This window comes from Sphingosinithalassobacter sp. LHW66-3 (assembly GCF_050703275.1).
Classification (GTDB): Bacteria; Pseudomonadota; Alphaproteobacteria; order Sphingomonadales; family Sphingomonadaceae; genus Sphingomonas.
Genome location: NZ_CP193482.1, coordinates 3,109,113 through 3,125,747, shown reverse-complemented (window position 1 = coordinate 3,125,747; position 16,635 = coordinate 3,109,113). Strand labels below are relative to the sequence as shown.

Genomic DNA, 16,635 nt, shown 5'->3' with positions numbered 1-16,635 from the left:
ATCGGCCAGTCCCGGTGCTTGATCTCGCAAGCCACATGGTTGGCGAGCACGCCTACAACGGCAAGACCCTCGCCGAAAGGGTTGCCGGGCGCTTCTACACGCCTGCTCAACTGGCGGACGACCTCGCGGAGCAGATGATCTCCGCGCTGAAGACCGCCGCGCTGACCCGTGTTGTCGCGACCGACCCTTTCTGTGGCGACGGTCGTCTTGCCATGGCCCTGCTGTCGGTGGCGGCCAAAAGCCCGAAGCTCGCGAAGCTGCCATGGACCATCGAATTGCGTGATCGGGAGGTGGCCGCAGCCAAGACTGCAGGCGATCGCGTGGACGCAGTCGCGCGACGCCTGGGCATGAACGTCGAGACGATCGTAATCGTGGGCGATACGTTCGCGAGCGACCTTTCGCCACGCTTCGACCTGGTCATCACCAACCCACCCTGGGAACTGCTGAAGCCGGATAGCCGAGAGATCAAGCACCTCTCCGCTGCGGGTGTAGAGCGTTATAAGGATGATCTGCGCGCCGCCTCGCGGGTCCTTGATAATCGTTTTCCCGAGGCGCGTGCCGAAGGGGCCTGGGGCGGTTGGGGCACCAATCTCGCCCGATGTGGCTGGGATCTGTGTCTGGCCATCGCTCGGAAAGGAGGCGTCGTCGGCGTCATCCTTCCTGCCACCATCATGGGCGATCAGTCTTCCGCCCCGATGCGCCGCAAGGCTTTCGGATCGAACACGCTCGTGGACGCTGCGGCCTACCCAGCTGAGGCACGCCTGTTCGATCGGGTGGATCAGTCGGTAGTTGCCCTGACCATGCGCGTTGGCGGGCGCGTATCGGCGACTGGACGCGTTCGGTCGTTCGACGCTGATCGTCTTCCGGCAGACGATTATACTGTCGTGCTCAACACGTCGGTGATGGAGGCACGCGGGTGGACGATCCCGACTGGGCGTCCTTCGGGGGCCGACGAACTAGCCGACCGGTTCGTAGGGATGTCGACGCTACAGTCGCTCGAAGGTGATGGCGCAACGGACCTCTGGCTTGGTCGTGAACTCGACGAAACCCGGATTTCCGAGAAGGTGGTCGCTGGCTCAAGCCACCCATTCATCAAGGGTCGCATGATCGGGCGGCACAACGTCGTCGATAAGCCCACGATGTCCGTTCGTCCCGCACTCTGCGGTGGTTTTCATTCCGCTGCCATGCCTCGGGCCGTCTGGCGCGATGTCGCTCGCGCTACCTCGAAGCGCCGCATGATCGGAACCGTTATCCCGGCGGGATGGGTGGCTGGCAATTCCCTGCACGTGGCGTGCTACAGGGATGGCGATCTCGACCGCACCGTCGCGCTCCATGCACTGTTGTCGTCGTTCGTTCTGGAGGCGCAGGTCCGTGCGCGGCTGACGACTGGTCACATGTCGCTGGGTGTGGTCCGACAAGCTCGCGTGCCTACGCTCGACGCCCGTCTCGTCGATTGTCTGTCTTCCCTAGCGCGCGAAGCCATGAATGACGGGGGTGTCGCGGCCGAACATCGGCTCGAGATAGCTGTGGCGAAGGCATACGGGCTGGATCGCGCCGATATGGCGCGCTTGCTGGACGACTTCCCCAAGCTCGATGAATGTGAGCGCGAAGCCTTGACCAGCGTAGCAGCCTGGGGCGAGTGACGCCGATGATCTTCAATCATCAAAGCGCCAAGCTGAGCGAACTCGATCTTCAATTCGCTCGCTCCGTGCCGCCCGGCGGCAACTGGCAGGACATCCCTGAGAGCGTACCTTCCGCGCGCCTGGCACAGATCAGGGAGAGCTGCGCGGCCGGCAAGGGTTCGCGATCGACCTATTACGGTCGCCTCCGCCCCGACGCCCCAAGCTATACGATCGGCACCTACTATACCCGGCCTGGGAACGGGTGCTTCATGCATCCGGACGCGACCCAGGACAGGACCATTTCGCACCGGGAAGCGGCCCGGCTGCAATCCTTCCCTGACAGCTTCGTTTTTAGCGGATCGCAGCGTGCGGTCTGCCAGCAGATCGGCAATGCTGTCCCGCCGTTGCTCGCTATGCAGGTTGCTGAGGCGCTCGGCGCGGCCGGCGACATGGTGGACGTGTTCGCCGGCTGCGGCGGCTTGTCCTTGGGCTTCAAGTGGCAGGGGTGGAAGACGCTTGCAGCTACCGACTTCGACAAGTTCGCTGTGCAGGTGTTCAACCAGAATGTAGCTCCGCTCGCCATCGTCGGTGATATGAACGACGATCAGGTCATCGAGCATCTGGTGGCGGCAACGGAAGGCCGGGATCGCACTAGGCCTCTCGCTCTAGTCGGTGGACCTCCTTGCCAGGGATTCTCGACCGGCGGCAAGAAGCGGTCGGAGGACGACGCACGCAACCACCTTCATGCGCGCTACTCCATCCTGCTGGACCGCATGAAGCCAGACGTGTTCGTCTTCGAGAATGTCCTCGGTCTTCTCAGCATGTCGGGCGGCGCCTTCCTGCAGCGCATCCTCGCAGGCTTTGACCGGGCCGGGTATGACGCACAGGTCTGGAAGATGAACGCCGCCGAGTTCGGCGTTCCGCAGAGGCGCGTTCGGGTGGTGATCGTCGGCGTTCGACGCGGAGGCATGGCGCCGCCCCGGAAGCCGGTCGAATGGTGTTCGCTCTCGGCCGGAGGTCTGCTTGATGCACAGCCGGTCGTCACCGTGGATGAAGCCATCGGTGATCTGCCTCGCCTGATCGCGGGCCAGGACGGATCCGCTCTCGACTATGCAAGAAGGCCTGCATCGTCATACCAGGCGCTGATGCGGGGCGAAATAGCACCCGCGAACTATCTCGCCGAGGCACGTGGTTCCAGCGAGAAGCTGGCCGCATGATCCCGATCAATTCCAAGACAGTCTACGACAAGGCGCTCGAAATTCTAAAGGCTGCAGTAGGCAATGGCTTCCGCGGACGTGCGGCCCAGATATTTCTCGCCTGCAAGCATTACGGCAATCAGATTCCGATCGTCGGATCAGCGATCGGAATCGACTCAAGGCAGCTGCAGCAGCTGCTTGATGATCTATACAGCAAGCCTAATCGAGGAACGCCTGATACTATCGCGATCATTTTCGATGATGATCACAAGATCCCTACGGGGACCACCGGTGGCATCCTGACCGTCGCCTCGAATATCTGGCGCAACAATCTCAATCTGCAGAAGGGCTTCGTCTGCTACGCTTCGGTGCAGGAGATGCAGACACCGGGTTTCGTCGCCGCTTCACGAAAGGTGTGTCCACATCTGCGTCCGGTCGGCACCCAGACACTCGCGCAGTCGTGGTGCAACATTAAGGGGAAGCCGCCGGTATATCGCGGCGAGGACAACCCCAAGATGTTCCGGAAGGATCCGGTCACCAGCGAATACACGGTTCACGATCCCCAGGACGTAACCTTCTATTCCGGAATCATCAGGCCGGCCAGCGGCGTGAAGCTACCTATCGCCGCCCTGATCGTCGCGATCTACTATGACGGCATTCTGGCGGCTGGACGGAGTCATGTGGACGTTCCCGATTTCCTCACTGACTTCGGTTTCACGATGGCGGAGGCTGCTGCCTATTTCGACGACGACCCAGGATCAGCTGCACATCAGGCTTTGGCGCTGGTTGCGGCAGGGGTAACGTGGACACGCCTATCAACCGGTCCTGCGGTAGCAGTCCCGGCAGTGACGTTGCCTGGCGTCCCTCCGGCACCAACTCCGAAGACGGTGACCAGCAAGAAGGCCAAGGCCTTGCCGCACCATAGCTCGATCGGGGTGACCACCTCACCACCGCCGCCAGCGACAAGTGGATGGTGGAATGCGCAACAGGCCGTGAGGACGACCCTGGAAACGGCAGGGTGGTTGGTCGTCGATGTGAGCGGCAAGAAGGTCGGATATGACTTCAAGATCATCAAGGCCGGTCAGGTCAAGATGGTAGAGGTCAAAAGTTCGGTAGGCATCTGCACCGCTACGCTGACCGATTTAGAATACCAGCAGGCATTGGCAGTGAGAAAAGATTTCGTGCTCGCGATCGTGGAACACTACGACCCTGCGCTCCCAGCGACGATTCAGTGGGTCGAAGACCCCGCCCGCCTACAGATGACAAAGCGCATGGTCGTTGAATACACGCTTCCTCGTTCGGTGTGGCGTAAGCATACGACGTCGATGCCGTAGAAATCGGTCAGACCGCAATCTTCCACTTTCTTCCATAATTCCCGTCATGCTGCACCAATCCGCTCTTTAATTTTGCCCGGAGCGTGGCCTCGACTGCCTTGTATACGCGCTCCACCGTCTCCTTATCTGCGCCGTCCTGTCCTAGCCGATTGATCGCCCTGACCGCGATCTCGCGAGCGGTGAGCGGCTCCGACGCGTCCCGGAGAATGTCGAGGGTAAGACGGGCGATCTCTCCGGGCCGGCTGGGGGCCTTATGCACGTGTTTCTTGACCGGCTTCAGATCATCCATGGTCCAACCGGGATTGATCTCTTTCATGACGACGTTGGCGCAGCCAAGGACGTGTCGAAGATGTTCTTCGCGTTCGCGCAACGCGCCCAGGCACTCGAAAAGCGATTCGATGCGTGCGATCTCCGCCGCCTTTTCGTTCGCCTCGTGAAGCCAGTGGCCCATAGCGATTTTTAAGGGGGCTCGAAAATTCGTTATGCTCATGATGACCCGCTGCTCAACCAGCGCGTGACCGTAGCAGGCCGATCGTACCAAGCGGTAAAGGTAGCTTGGTTAGTCTGCTACACTATACCGCAAATTTCTGCGCTTGAGGCGAAACGGTGCCGATGCGCGCCTTGGCCGCGCTTCAATCGGCTTGCGCGAGCGGCGGCGCGCCGGGCGGGACGGCCGCGCCGCGCCACCGCTCGACCGGCATCGCCTCCGCAACGCCGTCGCTCCTTCGCCGCTGGACGAGCGTGGCGATTTCCTGGCTGGTGTCGCCGATCGTGGCGCGGGTCCGCACCCAGAAGGTTTCGGAGCGAAACCCCGTGCCGAACGGCATGGTGACATTCTGCTCCGCGAGATCCTCCGGCGTGAGATAGCCCTGCCGGTCGCGCACCGCTGCGAGCCGCTCCGCCACCACCGGGTCGCGAAAGAGAATACGCAGCATTTCCTGATCGGCCGCGTTGAGATTGATCGACGTGCGGCCGGGCAGCGCCGTCACCAGCCGCTCGAGCCGCGCGGCGAGCTCGGCATCGAGGCCGGCGGCGCGCAGCGGGCGAATGTCGGTCACAGGGCCGGTGAGCCGCACCAGCTCGACCAGCTTCAGGATCTGCTCGCGGCTTGCGCCCGCCTCCTGTGCGATCGTCTGGAAGAGGATCAGCGGAGCCGCATCGCCCGAGCGCACCAGATTGATGTTGAAGCGGCCCTGCGCGTCCGAAACGGCAAGGTCGAAGCTGCCGCCCTCGATCGCGACACCGCGCTCGCCCAGGTTGGCCCAGGCCTCGCCGCGATGATCGCTGTCGGGCGCCTCCTCCGCGTCGCGGCGGAGCGCGACCAGCACGGAAAGCTCGCCGCCCCGGGCAATTGCGAGCGCCCGCGACGCCTCGCGCATCCGCACCGCTCCGTCGAGCGCGAGCGCCTCGCGATTGATCATCAGCAGCACCATGGCGCTGGCGATCGCAACGAACATGAGCACGTTGACGAGGATCATGCCCGCCTCGTCGGGCTCGGGCCCGCGCTTCATGCCGCAGGCTCCTCGGGCCGTTCGGGCAGGACGATGACGCGGCGGAGCACGCCGCCCGGCCCGCCCGGCGTCGCGACCTGCATCTCGACTTCGACCGCGCGCGGCCATGCATCCGGCTGGGTATCATCGGCCGGCCAGCGATCGACCCACTCGCCATTCCAGAAGCGCCAGCGCGCCGCCGTCACTCCCGGCAGAAGAAGTTGCGGCACCGGCCCGATGCTGCGCACCAGCGCGCCGCCCGAGGCATCGTAGCGCATCGGCACCGGCGGACCGCCGAGGCCCGGCGCGGCACGTGTGAACGAGATGCCCGCCCCTTCCCCCGAAAGCCGGCCACGAGCGATCTGATCGAAGTCGCTCGTGAGAACATACATGCTGCGCTGGAGCTGCTGGACTCGGTCGAGCCGCGCCTCGGTGCGTCCCTGCACCCCCATGATGCTCTGCACCAGCCCCAGCCCCGCGACTGCGATCAGCGCGAACAGCGCCAGCGAGATCATCAGTTCGAGAAGCGTGAAGCCGTGCTCGCCCGCCGCTCCGGACGGCGCCCGAGTCACGATCCGGAGCTCACCGCCACGGCCTGATAGCCCGAAGGCGAGGCGACGAGAATCGCGAAGTCGCGCGCGACGCTGCCGTCGGTTCGAAAGCGCACCGGCCCGGTGACGCAGCGGAAGCCCGGACTTTCGAGCAGGCCCTGCGTCCCCAGCTTTTCCGCCTCGCGCAGCGTCTTGGCGATCGAGGCGGCGTCATAGGCAAGCGCAGTGATCGCACCTGCACCGCCGCCGTTGCGCGCTTCGAACTCGGCGGCGAAGCGGCCGAACTCGTCCGGGCTCGGGCTTGCCAGCCAGGCGCCGTCGAGCACGTCGAGCGCCGCGGGCCGATGGTCGAGCGCCTGCAGGGTGCCGAGCAGCTGGATGCCGCTGTCCTTCAGCGTCCGCGCCGCCGCCAGTACCGCCTCACCGCTCCCCGGAAGCAGCACCGCATCGGGCGCCTCGCCCGGATCGGGGAGCGGCTGGCCGGGAACGACTTCGAGGATGCGGACGCGCAGGCCGAGCTCGGCCTCCATCCGTCCTGCCGCGAGCGCGGCGGCGGCGGACCAGGGGCTGCGATCGTCGATCACCGCCACCGAGCGAACGCCCCGGCTGCGGGCATAGCGCAGGATAGCGCTCGTCACCTGGCCCGCGGTGATGCCGAAGATATAGGTGCTCGGTTGGCGCAGCACGGCATCGTTGCTGAAGGCGATGACGGGCACGCGGCCCGCCGCGGTACTGCCGACCGCCGGCACCTGCTCGGCGAGCAGCGGCCCCAGCAGCAGCGCCGCACCCTCGCGCAGCGCCGCAGTGGCGGCAGCGGCCGCACCGGCCGCCGTATCGCCCGTATCGTGGATCTTGAGGAACTCGCCACTTTCGGCGAGCAAGGCCGCCTGACGCATGCTATTGCCCAGCCGCGCCCGCTCACCGGTGAGCGGAAGGAGCAGCCCGGTGGCAGGATCGCCGCGGCGGCCCACCGATGCGAACGAAGGGAACGCATAGCATGCCGTTGCTGCCACGACGCCGGTTTGCAGGGACTTCAGCAGGCTCCGCCGATTCATCGCCGCCTCAGGATACAGGGTTCGTCGCACGGCGGCGTCTTATCGTTTTCGCCGCGATCGGCATAGCTGCATATGCACTGGCGATGGTCTTCACCATGCCGGCCAGCGTGTTCCTGAAGAACCGGCCGTGGCGCACCGGCATCGCGGGAACCGTGTGGAACGGCGAAGTTGGGATCGCTGGCGGCAGCATCCTTTCGTGGAACTGGGCGCCGCTCCGCTCGCTCACCAGTCTGGGCTTCGCCGCCGACTGGACCGCGGCCGGCAACGATACCGACCTGGGCGGCCGCATGCTGATCGGCTTTTCCGGCGTCACGCTCGACACGGTGAGCGGATCGGCCGATGCGACGCTGTTGCAGGCGCTCCAGCCCAATCTGCCGTTCAGCTGCGACTTCACGATGCAGGTGGACATGGACCGGATCGTGGCGGGCGGCGGCGAGCAGATGCTGCAGGGCACGATCGTGACCGATCCCGGCAGCTGCACTCCGCGCGGCGGCGGCGCGGCGACTCCCGTGCCGGCACTGCTGCTGACCGCACAGCATATCGGCGACGAAACCCGTATCCGCCTGACGCCGGCCGCGCAGCGCCGCCAGACGCTGGTCGAAGCGACGCTGACCGAGGACGGCACGATCGACGTCGGCGTGACGCAGGACGGAGCGAGAGTGCTGCCGTTCCTCGGCGTGCCGGGCGGAATGCGCGTGCAGGGACAGATGTGACGGCACTTCGATGCCTCGCCCGCTGAGGCAAGGATCGAAGCAAATCACAGCGTGACCAGCTCGTTCAGATTGATGATCGGCAACAGGATCGCGAGCACCATGGTGAGCACCAGCCCGCCCATCACCAGCAGCACCAATGGCTCGACCAGCGAGACGAGCGTCGCCACCAGCGCGTCGAGCTCGCGTTCGAGCTCGCCCGAGGCGCGGGCGAGCGCGGGAGCCAGCTTGCCGCTCGATTCGCCCGAGGCGACGATCGCGACGAGCATCGTCGGGAACACACCCGCTTCCTGCATCGCCGCCCGCAGGCTGACGCCCTCGCGCACGCGCTGGGCGACGCCCATCGCCTTTTCGCGGACGTGGAGATTGGGGGTGACGGCCGCGGCCGCGTGCAGCGCCTCGACCAGCGGGACCGCGCTGCCGACGAGGGTGGCGAGGCTGCCCGCGAAGCGTGCCGCGTTGAGCTGACGGCTGAACCGCTTGAGCGGCGAGCGGGTGGCGAACCAGCGGTGCAGCCGCAGCCGGTTCGCAGGCACGCGCGACCAGCGGCCGAACAACAGGAACGCGGCGCCCGCCCCGATCAGCAGATACAGGCCGAAGCTCTGGAGAAACCAGCTGACCGCGATCAGCGCCCGGGTGAGGAACGGCAGATCGGCACCGCGCGAGACGAACACGCGCACGATATCGGGCACGACATAGATCATCAGCAGCACGACCATGCCGAGCGAGACCAGCGCAAGCAGCGCCGGATAGAGCAAGGCGAGGCCCAGCTTCTGACTGTTCGCCTGACGCGTTTCGACGAAGGCGGCGAGATGCTCGAGCACGCTCGAGAGCTTGCCCGATGCCTCGCCCGCGGCGACCGAGGCGCGGTAGAATTCGGGAAACGCCTTGGGATGCTGAGCCAGCGCGGCAGCGAAGCTGCGCCCGTCGAGGATCGCGCCGCGCACTTCGAGCAGCAGCGCACTCACGCTCTGCGATTCGGACTGGACGGCGACGAGGCGGAGCGACTCCTCGACCGGAATGTCCGAGCCGACCAGTGTGGCGATCTGGCGCGTGAGCGTCGCGAGCTGCTTCGACGAGACGCCCCGGCCGCCGATTCGCGGCAGACGGATACTCGTGGCACCGAGATTGCGCCGCTCGCCCGCCGATTCGACCGACAGCGGCAGCAATGACTGATCGCGCAGCATCGCCCGCGCCGCGGCGGGCGACGAAGCCTCGATCAGCCCCTTTTTCGAGGCACCCGTGCGGTCAGCGGCGCGATAGGCATAGGCGGGCATCGGCGTCTCGGCTCGGCGCTAGTTCCTGAAGGCTCGGCGCGCCCGCTTGCCGCCAGCTCCGCGCTCGGCGGCCATCAGACGAGAAACGGGTGCGCACGCGAGCTATGCATAAGCACAAGCGCGAAGCCTAGGACAGCGAAGAGTGGCCCGCGCCGTTCAAGCCGCGGGCGCGGAACCGCAGCCTGCTACTGGAGGTACGGCCAGCCCTCGGCATCGAACGCGATGGTGTTGAGTCCGAGCTTGGGAGCGCCGTTCGCGCGGCTATCGTAGAAATGATACACCAGCTTGAGCTGCCCGCCGATCTCGCGCACGCTCTGCCCGCCCGGTCCGACGACATAGCCGTGGGTGCCCAGGAGGATCGTGCCGCCGCCGTCGCGCAGATCGATTCCGCCCCGATCGAGGAACGGTCCCGTCGGACTCGCCGATCGTCCGACCACCACCCGATAGGTGCTGCTCGCCGAGCAGCAGGGATTGTTCGAGCCGAAATAATAATACCATTGCTGGCCGTTCACCACGCGCGGCAGGACGAAGGGCCCCTCCTGGCCCGCGCCGCGAAAGGCGATCACCGGAAGCGCACTGTTCGATTGCAACCGCAGCCCGGTCGCCGGATCGAGTTCGAGGACATGGATCCCGTCTTCCCACGAGCCGAACGCCATCCACCAACGGCCGTCGGCACCAATGAACGGTGCCGGATCGATCGCATTGAAGGTAGTGGTGCAGCCCGGCATGTTGCCGCAGGATTCGATGATCGTGCCCGCATCGGTCCAGGGGCCGTTCGGGCTGGTGCTCGTCGCCAAGGCGATCAGTGCCTGTGCGCCGTTGTTGGTTCCCGCCTGCGAGGGCGTGTTGTAGATCGGGATCGAGTAATAGAGATAATAGGTGCCGTTCGCGTGCAGGATCGACGGCGCCCAGATGTCGGTACGGCCCTGCCAAGTGGTGTTCTTGCTCGCCCACCAGCTGAAATCGGGCGAGATGATCGGTCGGGTTTCCGCGAGGAACAGGGCGCCGTCGGTCGAACGCGCCAGCGTGTTATGCGTGCCATAGAGCCAGATGGTTCCGCTCGCGTCCTGAAGGAGATCCGGATCGTGAACGTCGATGCCCGCTCCGGCGAGCACTGCCGGCTCGGGATAGGCACGGTCGCCGGTGACCGTGATCGCCCATTCCTGGCCGCTCGTCGCTCGCGCGCCCTGCGTGATCGCGCCGCCAGCGCCGACTTGGAGATATAATCCGCTGTTGACGTTGCGGATCAGATAATTGCCGTTGGATAGCCGATAGAAGGACCAGAGATGGTCGTCGGTGCCGTTGTCCGCCCATTGCACGGCGAGTGCCCCCTCGGCAGTCGAGGCGGCTTCGATCCCCATGACCTGATGAGTCAGCAGGCTTTCGATGTTGTAGCGGTTGTTCCCCATGGGCAGCGCATGCCAGCGGACCGCTGCCGTACCGCTTCCGCTGTCGGTCCGGGCGATCCGCGCGCCCGCCGTCTGGCTGGCGCCTTCGATCGTCAGCAAGGCGTTGCTTCCCGCGCTGCGGATTTCGAGCGCTGCGGCGTCGCTGATGGAGACGATCGTACCGGCCTCTGGACCTGCGGGCGTGGGCGTTGCGGTCGCCGTAGGCGTCGGAGTCGGCGCAGGGGTCACGACGGTCCCGCTCCCGCCACCATTGCCGCCGCAGGACGCAAGCAGAAGTGCGGCCGACAGCAGCGGCCAAGCGCGCACCTGCGCGCTCCGTTGATGAGCGTTCATATCCTCTCCAGTTGCTGGCGCTCTTGCGGCGCGGTCCGCAGAGAATGCAGGTATTTGTCTGAGTTTCAAACGGATTCTTCATTTACAGTGGCAGAGCTCACAGATTTTTGATGCTCCCTCATGAGTTTAGCGCACCTCAGCACAGGCCCGACTTGTCTGACTAATCCGCCTTTAAGGGCGGCAGAAGGGCGCGCGAATGTCCCGGCGGCGGTACTTCCGGCGCCGCGTTCGGCATTCGGAACGTCTGGCGGTTCAGCTCTCGTCGCGAACGACGCGTGCCACTTCCTCGACCGTGGTGATCCCGTCGCGCACCTTCGCTACGCCATCGTCGAGCAGGCTGGGATTGTCCCCACGGGCGTGGCGTTCAAGCTCGGCTTCGCTCGCGCCGTCGTGGATCATGCCCTGGAAGACATCGTCGACGGCGATGACTTCGTAGAGGCCGGCGCGGCCGCGATAGCCATCGCCGTGGCACTGGTCGCAGCCCTGCGCGCGCCAGACCGGATCGCCGGCGCGCAAGCCTCCGCCGAGGAGCAGCGCATCGGCCTCGCTCGCGACATCGGCGCGGCGGCATTCGGGACAGAGGCGGCGGACGAGGCGCTGCGCGGCGAGGCCCACCACCATCGGCGCGAGCAGATAGCGCTCGACCCCCATGTCGATCAGCCGAGTGACCGATCCCACGGCAGTGTTGGTGTGCAGCGTCGAGAGCACGAAATGGCCGGTCATCGCCGAGCGGACGGCGACCTGCGCGGTTTCGTGATCGCGGATCTCGCCGACCATGATGACATCCGGATCCTGGCGCAGGATCGCGCGCAGCCCACGTGCGAAGGTCATGTCGGTGCGCGGATTGACCTGGGTCTGGGCAATGCCGGCGAGTTCATATTCGATCGGATCCTCGACCGTCATTACATTGCGCTTGCGGTCGTTGAGCCGCGTGAGCGCGGTGTAGAGCGTGGTCGTCTTGCCCGACCCGGTGGGGCCGGTGACGAGCAGGATGCCGTGCGGCCGCTCGAGCAGGCGCGAGAACACCGCACGATCGCGCTCGCTCATCCCGAGGCCGCCGAGTTCGAGCTTCATGCTGCCGCGCTCGAGCAGACGGAGCACGACTCGCTCGCCATGCTGGGTCGGGATGGTCGAGACGCGCGCGTCGACATCGTGGCCGCCGATGCGCAGCGTGACGCGGCCGTCCTGCGGCACGCGCTTTTCGGCGATGTCGAGCTTCGCCATCACCTTGATGCGGCTGACGAGCAGCGGCGCGAGCGCGCGCGGCGGCTCGATCATGTCGCGCAGCACGCCATCGATCCGGAAGCGTACGACAAGGCGCTTTTCCTGCGTTTCGATATGGACGTCCGACGCGCCTTCCTTGATCGCCTCGAGCAGCAGCGCGTTGATCAGGCGGATCACCGGCGCATCGTCGCGCGTGTCGAGCAGATCGTCGACTGCGGCGGCCGAATCGGCCAGCGTGGCGAGATCCATGTCGCCGATATCGAAATCGGCAGCGGCGCCCGCGCTGTCGCCATAGGCACCGCCGAGCGCGGCATCGAAGGCTTCGTCCGACACCGCGACGAAGCGCGCCTCCGGGGCGATCCGCTGGACCTCGAGCAGCGCATCGAGTGCCACGGCGGAGCGGTGCAGGCACTCGATACCCTGCGCGCCCGGGCGGAGCAGCACGCCGTGGCGACGGGCATAGCCATAGGGAAGCGTGCGCGGCTCGGCAGCGGCATCGGTCAGCACCAGAGCCTCGTTCACTGGCCGAACTCCAGCGTCGCCCGGACACGGCCCGACGCGGGGCCGGGCGCGAAGCTGGCGCGACGCAGCACGAGCGGGCTGGTGGCGACGAGATCCGCCGTCCAGGCGAGGATCGAATCGTAGCTGCCGTCGGCGATCTCGGCGCGAACTCCCTCGGCAGTCGGCGTGGCAGTGACCGCGAGGCCGAACGACGGTGCCGAATCGGTGACGATCTGAAGCGGGGGTCCGTTGCGCTGCGGGGCCGCCGTCGCGCCGAGCGTGCCGCCTGCCGCACGGATGCGCGCGTTGAGCGTCTCATAGGTGCGGATATCGGCCAGCGCCTGCGCGCGGGCGGCCTGGAGCGGCTTCACGACGCCGAACACCGCGACCACGAGAAACAGCAGCACGGCCATGACCGAGAGCAACAGCCGCTCGCGCTGCGACAGGCCGCTCCACCAGCCGTCGAAGCGAGTGAGCGCGGCGTCGAGGGCCGGAAGGCGTTCGCGAATCACGACGATCATGCCGCCGCCGCCGTAACGCGGATCGTGCCATCAGGCGATTCGGCGACGGTCGCCTGCACCTGGGCGGCGCGCAAGGCGGCACCGATCCGAACGGCGAGGCCCGGTTCGGCCGCGGCCAGGTCTAGAGTCAGCGTGTTCGCGTCGAACGCGATGGCGCGAGTCGAGAGGCTGCCGGCGAGCGGCGCCAGCGCGCCCGAAACGCGCGACATCAGCGGCAGGAAGGTTTGTGGAGCGCCGCTGCCCGGCGGCGGCAGCAGATTGGTGACGGTGGCGATCATATCGTCGCCGAGCGCGATTCCGGGCGCAGCGAGCGCGACCAGCTCGCGCGTCTCGTCCGCACGGCGCTCGGCGATCGCACGCAGCATCAGCGTGTCGGCAGCGGCGATGAGGCCGTGCGCGGTGGCGCCGAGCACGGCGATCCAGCCGAGCCGCCGCCACACGCCGCCGCTGGAACCTCGGCGGCGGGCATAGACGCCCTGACGCAGATCGAGCGCGGGCGCGGCGAGACGCTCGGCAAGCGGAGCCGCGTCGCCGCGCTCGGTCTCTGCGCGCATCTCGGGCGGCAGCGGCGCACCCCAGGCGATCGCGGGCGGACGGCCCGCCGATTCCCACGCGGCAGGGAGCATCGCCGCGGCGCAGGCAAAGCCGGTGCCGTCGCTCGCGCGGACCACCGCACGCGCGCCGTCGAGATCGACCGACCAACAGCCGGGCGGCGGCACCGGCAGGGCAAGCGCATCGGGCACCATCGCGGCATGGCCCATGCCCGCCGCCTCGGCCGCGTCGATCCAGGCCGCCATGCGATCGTGGCGGACGACACCGACGAGATAGCGCTTCTCGCCGATCTCCGCGCCGAGCGCGAGATGCACCGATTCGATCGGCTCGGCGATCCGGTCCTCGATTGCGAAGGGCAGCGCCTCGAGCCGCTTGGCGCGCGTGGCGAGCGGCAGATCGACGGCGAGCAACAGCACCGATTCGGTCGGCACCAGCAGAGTCGCCGGCCCGTCGGGCGCAAGCGCCACGAACCCGCCACCCGCCAGGGTGCCGATACCGCCGCCCGGAGCCTCGGGCGCAACGGGCGGCTGGCGTCTGGCCGAATCGCTTGTCACATTGCTTTCATGGATCGAACGCATGGGGAGCCGATGCGCATAAGAATGAAACAGTTCCGTGACAGCGTGGCATCAGCGGCGCGGGCACGCAAGCGTCGTGCGGCTTCGCAGAGCGAGGCCGGGCTCACGCTCGTCGAGATGATGGTGGTGCTGGTGATCATCGCACTGGTCGCCGCGCTGATCGTGCCGAACGTGATCGGCCGGCCCGACCAGGCGCGCGTGACCACCGCCACCTCGAACCTCGCCACCATCTCGCAGGCGCTGACGATGTACCGCCTCGACAATGGCGACTATCCCTCGACTCAGCAGGGGTTGAAGGCGCTGGTCGAGCGGCCGTCGGTGCCGCCGGTGCCCGCCAACTGGGCGCAGGGCGGCTATCTGACCGGTCTCCAGACCAACGACCAGGGCCAGCCGATCGACCCGTGGGGCAATCCCTATGTCTATGCGAACAACGGCGGCAGCATCGAGCTGAAGTCGCTGGGAGCCGATGGGCAGCCGGGCGGCGAAGCGCTGAACGCCGATATCGAGGCGCGGCGCTGACCGCAGGCGGATCGACGGCGGACCGCGCCTTCTGGTAGAAAGCAACGAGTCGGGCGCCGTGCCGTCCGCCGGGGGGATGTTCGAGCGAACCATGGCCGACCGCCATCGCCACATGCGCGATTTCCGCGCCCGCCCCCACGAGGCGGGGCTGACGCTCGTCGAGATGCTCGTCGTGCTGGCGATCATCGCGGTGGGTGCCGGCGCAGTCTCGCTCAGCATCGGCAGCGTGACGCGCGCGCCGAGCGTGGAAGCCGAGGCGCGGCAGCTCGCGACGCGGCTGCAGGCGGCCGCCGACGACGCGATGCTGGGCGACCGGATGGTCGCGTTCACGGTCGAGGAAGACGGCTATGGCTTCACGGCCTATACGCCGCAGGGGCTGGCAGAACCGATTTCGCGCCAGCTCGACTTTCACCGCCTCCCGGGCGGGATGGTGATGACGCTGAGCGCAACGCCGCCGATCCTGCTCGGCACCGAGGGCGGCGGACGTCCGCTGACCGCTACGATCGAAAGCGGCGGGCAGCGCTGGATCGTCGCCTATGACGGCATGACCGCGACGGCGATTCCGGGGCTGGAGCCGGAGGCATGAAGCAGGGCGATGCACAGGGCTTCTCCCTGATCGAGGCGCTGGTGGCGCTCGCGGTGCTGGCGATCGCGACGGTGGGGCTCATCGGCACGGTCGAATCGCACATCGATTCGACGCGGGCGATGGAGCGCCGCGCCGCCGCGATGTGGGTCGCCGAGAATCGGCTTGCCGAGCTGTCGCTGGCGGGCGGCGGCGCAGCGCCCGGAGCCGATGAGGTGGCGATGCTGGGCAATGACTGGCGGGTCGCCGTGGACCGCAGCTCGACCGACGATCCCGAAATCGCACGCGTGCGCATCGAGGTGTTCCCAAGCGGCGAACAGTCGGCGCTTGCAACGCTTGACGGCTTCGTAGACGGGAGGCCGCGATGACCGGGGGGTATTCGCTTTCGCCGCGGCAGATCCGCACCGCGCTCGACCTGCTGACGGCAGGCGTGGTGATCTCGATCGCCTGGGCGTTGGCGGGGCTGACCTGGCGGATCGCGGGTCATGCCGGAACCGGCGCGATCACCGTGCCGAGCGGCCGCAGCGGCCCTGCGGTGCGGCAGGACATCTCCCCGGCGCTGGCGCTGGCGCCGTTCGGCAAGGCAAGCGTGAGCGAAGCCACGCAGCCGACATCGCTGCCGCTGGAATTGAAGGGCGTTTTCGCGGCGCAGCCGGCGACGCTTTCCACTGCCTTCATTTCGATCGAGGGCGCGGAGGCAGCGCCGTTCCGGATCGGCGACACGGTAAACGGCGCGACGATCCAGGGCATCCTGCGCGATCGCGTGGTGCTGAGCAACGGCGGCCGGATCGAACATCTCGCGTTCCCCGATTCCTCCCTGACGCCCGAACAGCGCGCCGCCGCACAGCAGCAACAGGCGGCCGCACCGTCGGCAGCGCCCGCCGCACCCGCCGCTGCCGCTGCGGCCGCCGCGCCTCCCCTTTCCGCGCAGAACGCCGGATCGCTGCTCCAGCGGCTCGATGCGTCACCTGTCGAGGGAGGGCTGCGCATCGGCGAGAACGGCCCGCCCGGGCTGCGGCAGGGGGATGTGCTGCAGGCAGTGAACGGCACGCCGCTCAGCGACCCCACGGCCGCCGCCGCCGCGCTCCAGGCCGCGCAGGCGAACGGCTCCGCCCAGATCACTCTCGTTCGCGACGGGCAGCGCGTGCTGCTGACCGTCCCGCTCCGCTAGGAAGACCGCCCC

17 protein-coding genes are annotated in these 16,635 nt (G+C 67.1%); 8 read left to right on the top strand and 9 right to left on the bottom strand.

Annotation, left to right across the window (positions count from 1 at the left end):
• The first annotated feature begins 14 nt into the window (after positions 1-14).
• Genes ACQ450_RS15400 through ACQ450_RS15390 form a run of 3 tightly spaced genes read left to right on the top strand, consistent with a single transcriptional unit; the run spans position 15 to position 4,152 of the window.
• Entirely contained in the window at positions 15-1,643 is a 1,629-nt protein-coding gene (locus tag ACQ450_RS15400) for a hypothetical protein (RefSeq protein ID WP_431469931.1), read from the top strand.
• Positions 1,644-1,648: 5 nt separating this feature from the next.
• Entirely contained in the window at positions 1,649-2,839 is a 1,191-nt protein-coding gene (gene dcm, locus ACQ450_RS15395) for a DNA (cytosine-5-)-methyltransferase (protein WP_431469930.1), read from the top strand.
• Complete coding sequence (locus tag ACQ450_RS15390; RefSeq protein ID WP_431469929.1) at positions 2,836-4,152, top strand: protein NO VEIN domain-containing protein; 1,317 nt, start codon at positions 2,836-2,838, stop codon at positions 4,150-4,152. The genes dcm and ACQ450_RS15390 overlap by 4 nt, the downstream gene beginning before the upstream one ends.
• Positions 4,153-4,159: 7 nt before the next feature.
• Here the strand turns inward: ACQ450_RS15390 and ACQ450_RS15385 are convergent, their stop codons facing one another.
• The 4 genes from ACQ450_RS15385 to ACQ450_RS15370 form a co-directional block, all read right to left on the bottom strand.
• On the bottom strand, positions 4,160-4,603 hold the full coding sequence (locus tag ACQ450_RS15385; RefSeq protein ID WP_431469928.1) for a hypothetical protein: 444 nt from the start codon (positions 4,601-4,603) through the stop codon (positions 4,160-4,162).
• Positions 4,604-4,784: 181 nt separating this feature from the next.
• Complete coding sequence (locus ACQ450_RS15380; RefSeq protein ID WP_431469927.1) at positions 4,785-5,663, bottom strand: general secretion pathway protein GspK; 879 nt, start codon at positions 5,661-5,663, stop codon at positions 4,785-4,787.
• Positions 5,660-6,214 (bottom strand): type II secretion system protein GspJ, encoded by a 555-nt coding sequence (locus tag ACQ450_RS15375; protein WP_431469926.1) that lies wholly within the window; start codon positions 6,212-6,214, stop codon positions 5,660-5,662. Before ACQ450_RS15375 ends, ACQ450_RS15380 begins: the two co-directional genes overlap by 4 nt.
• Positions 6,211-7,206: an ABC transporter substrate-binding protein gene (locus tag ACQ450_RS15370; RefSeq protein ID WP_431469925.1), complete on the bottom strand. Its 996-nt coding sequence runs from the start codon at positions 7,204-7,206 to the stop codon at positions 6,211-6,213. The genes ACQ450_RS15375 and ACQ450_RS15370 overlap by 4 nt, the downstream gene beginning before the upstream one ends.
• Positions 7,207-7,331: 125 nt before the next feature.
• Between ACQ450_RS15370 and ACQ450_RS15365 the strand changes: the two genes are divergently transcribed.
• On the top strand, positions 7,332-7,961 hold the full coding sequence (locus tag ACQ450_RS15365; protein WP_431469924.1) for a hypothetical protein: 630 nt from the start codon (positions 7,332-7,334) through the stop codon (positions 7,959-7,961).
• Positions 7,962-8,005: 44 nt separating this feature from the next.
• On the opposite strand, the gene ACQ450_RS15360 is transcribed toward ACQ450_RS15365, so the two are convergent.
• From ACQ450_RS15360 to gspL, 5 genes are all read right to left on the bottom strand, one after another.
• Positions 8,006-9,235, bottom strand: coding sequence for a type II secretion system F family protein (locus ACQ450_RS15360; protein WP_431469923.1), 1,230 nt, complete (start codon positions 9,233-9,235; stop codon positions 8,006-8,008).
• 185 nt (positions 9,236-9,420) lie between these two features.
• Positions 9,421-10,977 (bottom strand): family 43 glycosylhydrolase, encoded by a 1,557-nt coding sequence (locus ACQ450_RS15355; RefSeq protein ID WP_431469922.1) that lies wholly within the window; start codon positions 10,975-10,977, stop codon positions 9,421-9,423.
• Positions 10,978-11,229: 252 nt separating this feature from the next.
• Positions 11,230-12,723 carry a GspE/PulE family protein gene (locus tag ACQ450_RS15350; protein WP_431469921.1) on the bottom strand — a complete coding sequence of 498 codons (1,494 nt, stop codon included), beginning with the start codon at positions 12,721-12,723 and terminating at the stop codon, positions 11,230-11,232.
• On the bottom strand, positions 12,720-13,223 hold the full coding sequence (gene gspM / locus ACQ450_RS15345; RefSeq protein ID WP_431469920.1) for a type II secretion system protein GspM: 504 nt from the start codon (positions 13,221-13,223) through the stop codon (positions 12,720-12,722). The genes ACQ450_RS15350 and gspM overlap by 4 nt, the downstream gene beginning before the upstream one ends.
• Complete coding sequence (gene gspL / locus ACQ450_RS15340; RefSeq protein ID WP_431469919.1) at positions 13,220-14,353, bottom strand: type II secretion system protein GspL; 1,134 nt, start codon at positions 14,351-14,353, stop codon at positions 13,220-13,222. Before gspL ends, gspM begins: the two co-directional genes overlap by 4 nt.
• Before the next feature lie 21 nt (positions 14,354-14,374).
• Between gspL and gspG the strand changes: the two genes are divergently transcribed.
• The 4 genes from gspG to ACQ450_RS15320 all read left to right on the top strand — a co-directional run bounded on the left by gspG (position 14,375) and on the right by ACQ450_RS15320 (position 16,623).
• Complete coding sequence (gspG, locus tag ACQ450_RS15335; RefSeq protein ID WP_431469918.1) at positions 14,375-14,869, top strand: type II secretion system major pseudopilin GspG; 495 nt, start codon at positions 14,375-14,377, stop codon at positions 14,867-14,869.
• A gap of 91 nt (positions 14,870-14,960) precedes the next feature.
• On the top strand, positions 14,961-15,455 hold the full coding sequence (locus tag ACQ450_RS15330; RefSeq protein ID WP_431469917.1) for a prepilin-type N-terminal cleavage/methylation domain-containing protein: 495 nt from the start codon (positions 14,961-14,963) through the stop codon (positions 15,453-15,455).
• On the top strand, positions 15,452-15,820 hold the full coding sequence (gene gspI / locus ACQ450_RS15325; RefSeq protein ID WP_431469916.1) for a type II secretion system minor pseudopilin GspI: 369 nt from the start codon (positions 15,452-15,454) through the stop codon (positions 15,818-15,820). Before ACQ450_RS15330 ends, gspI begins: the two co-directional genes overlap by 4 nt.
• Positions 15,817-16,623 (top strand): type II secretion system protein N, encoded by an 807-nt coding sequence (locus tag ACQ450_RS15320; RefSeq protein ID WP_431469915.1) that lies wholly within the window; start codon positions 15,817-15,819, stop codon positions 16,621-16,623. Before gspI ends, ACQ450_RS15320 begins: the two co-directional genes overlap by 4 nt.
• Positions 16,624-16,635: the final 12 nt, after the last annotated feature.

Bases quoted from the DNA above. Each gene is read 5' to 3' on its own strand.
- dcm (WP_431469930.1), top strand. From the start codon at position 1,649: ATGATCTTCAATCATCAAAGCGCCAAGCTGAGCGAACTCGATCTTCAA.
- ACQ450_RS15390 (WP_431469929.1), top strand. From the start codon at position 2,836: ATGATCCCGATCAATTCCAAGACAGTCTACGACAAGGCGCTCGAAATT.
- ACQ450_RS15385 (WP_431469928.1), bottom strand. From the start codon at position 4,603: ATGGGCCACTGGCTTCACGAGGCGAACGAAAAGGCGGCGGAGATCGCA.
- ACQ450_RS15380 (WP_431469927.1), bottom strand. From the start codon at position 5,663: ATGAAGCGCGGGCCCGAGCCCGACGAGGCGGGCATGATCCTCGTCAAC.
- ACQ450_RS15365 (WP_431469924.1), top strand. From the start codon at position 7,332: ATGGTCTTCACCATGCCGGCCAGCGTGTTCCTGAAGAACCGGCCGTGG.
- ACQ450_RS15360 (WP_431469923.1), bottom strand. From the start codon at position 9,235: ATGCCCGCCTATGCCTATCGCGCCGCTGACCGCACGGGTGCCTCGAAA.
- ACQ450_RS15355 (WP_431469922.1), bottom strand. From the start codon at position 10,977: ATGAACGCTCATCAACGGAGCGCGCAGGTGCGCGCTTGGCCGCTGCTG.
- gspM (WP_431469920.1), bottom strand. From the start codon at position 13,223: ATGATCGTCGTGATTCGCGAACGCCTTCCGGCCCTCGACGCCGCGCTC.
- gspL (WP_431469919.1), bottom strand. From the start codon at position 14,353: ATGCGTTCGATCCATGAAAGCAATGTGACAAGCGATTCGGCCAGACGC.
- gspG (WP_431469918.1), top strand. From the start codon at position 14,375: ATGAAACAGTTCCGTGACAGCGTGGCATCAGCGGCGCGGGCACGCAAG.
- ACQ450_RS15330 (WP_431469917.1), top strand. From the start codon at position 14,961: ATGGCCGACCGCCATCGCCACATGCGCGATTTCCGCGCCCGCCCCCAC.
- gspI (WP_431469916.1), top strand. From the start codon at position 15,452: ATGAAGCAGGGCGATGCACAGGGCTTCTCCCTGATCGAGGCGCTGGTG.
- ACQ450_RS15320 (WP_431469915.1), top strand. From the start codon at position 15,817: ATGACCGGGGGGTATTCGCTTTCGCCGCGGCAGATCCGCACCGCGCTC.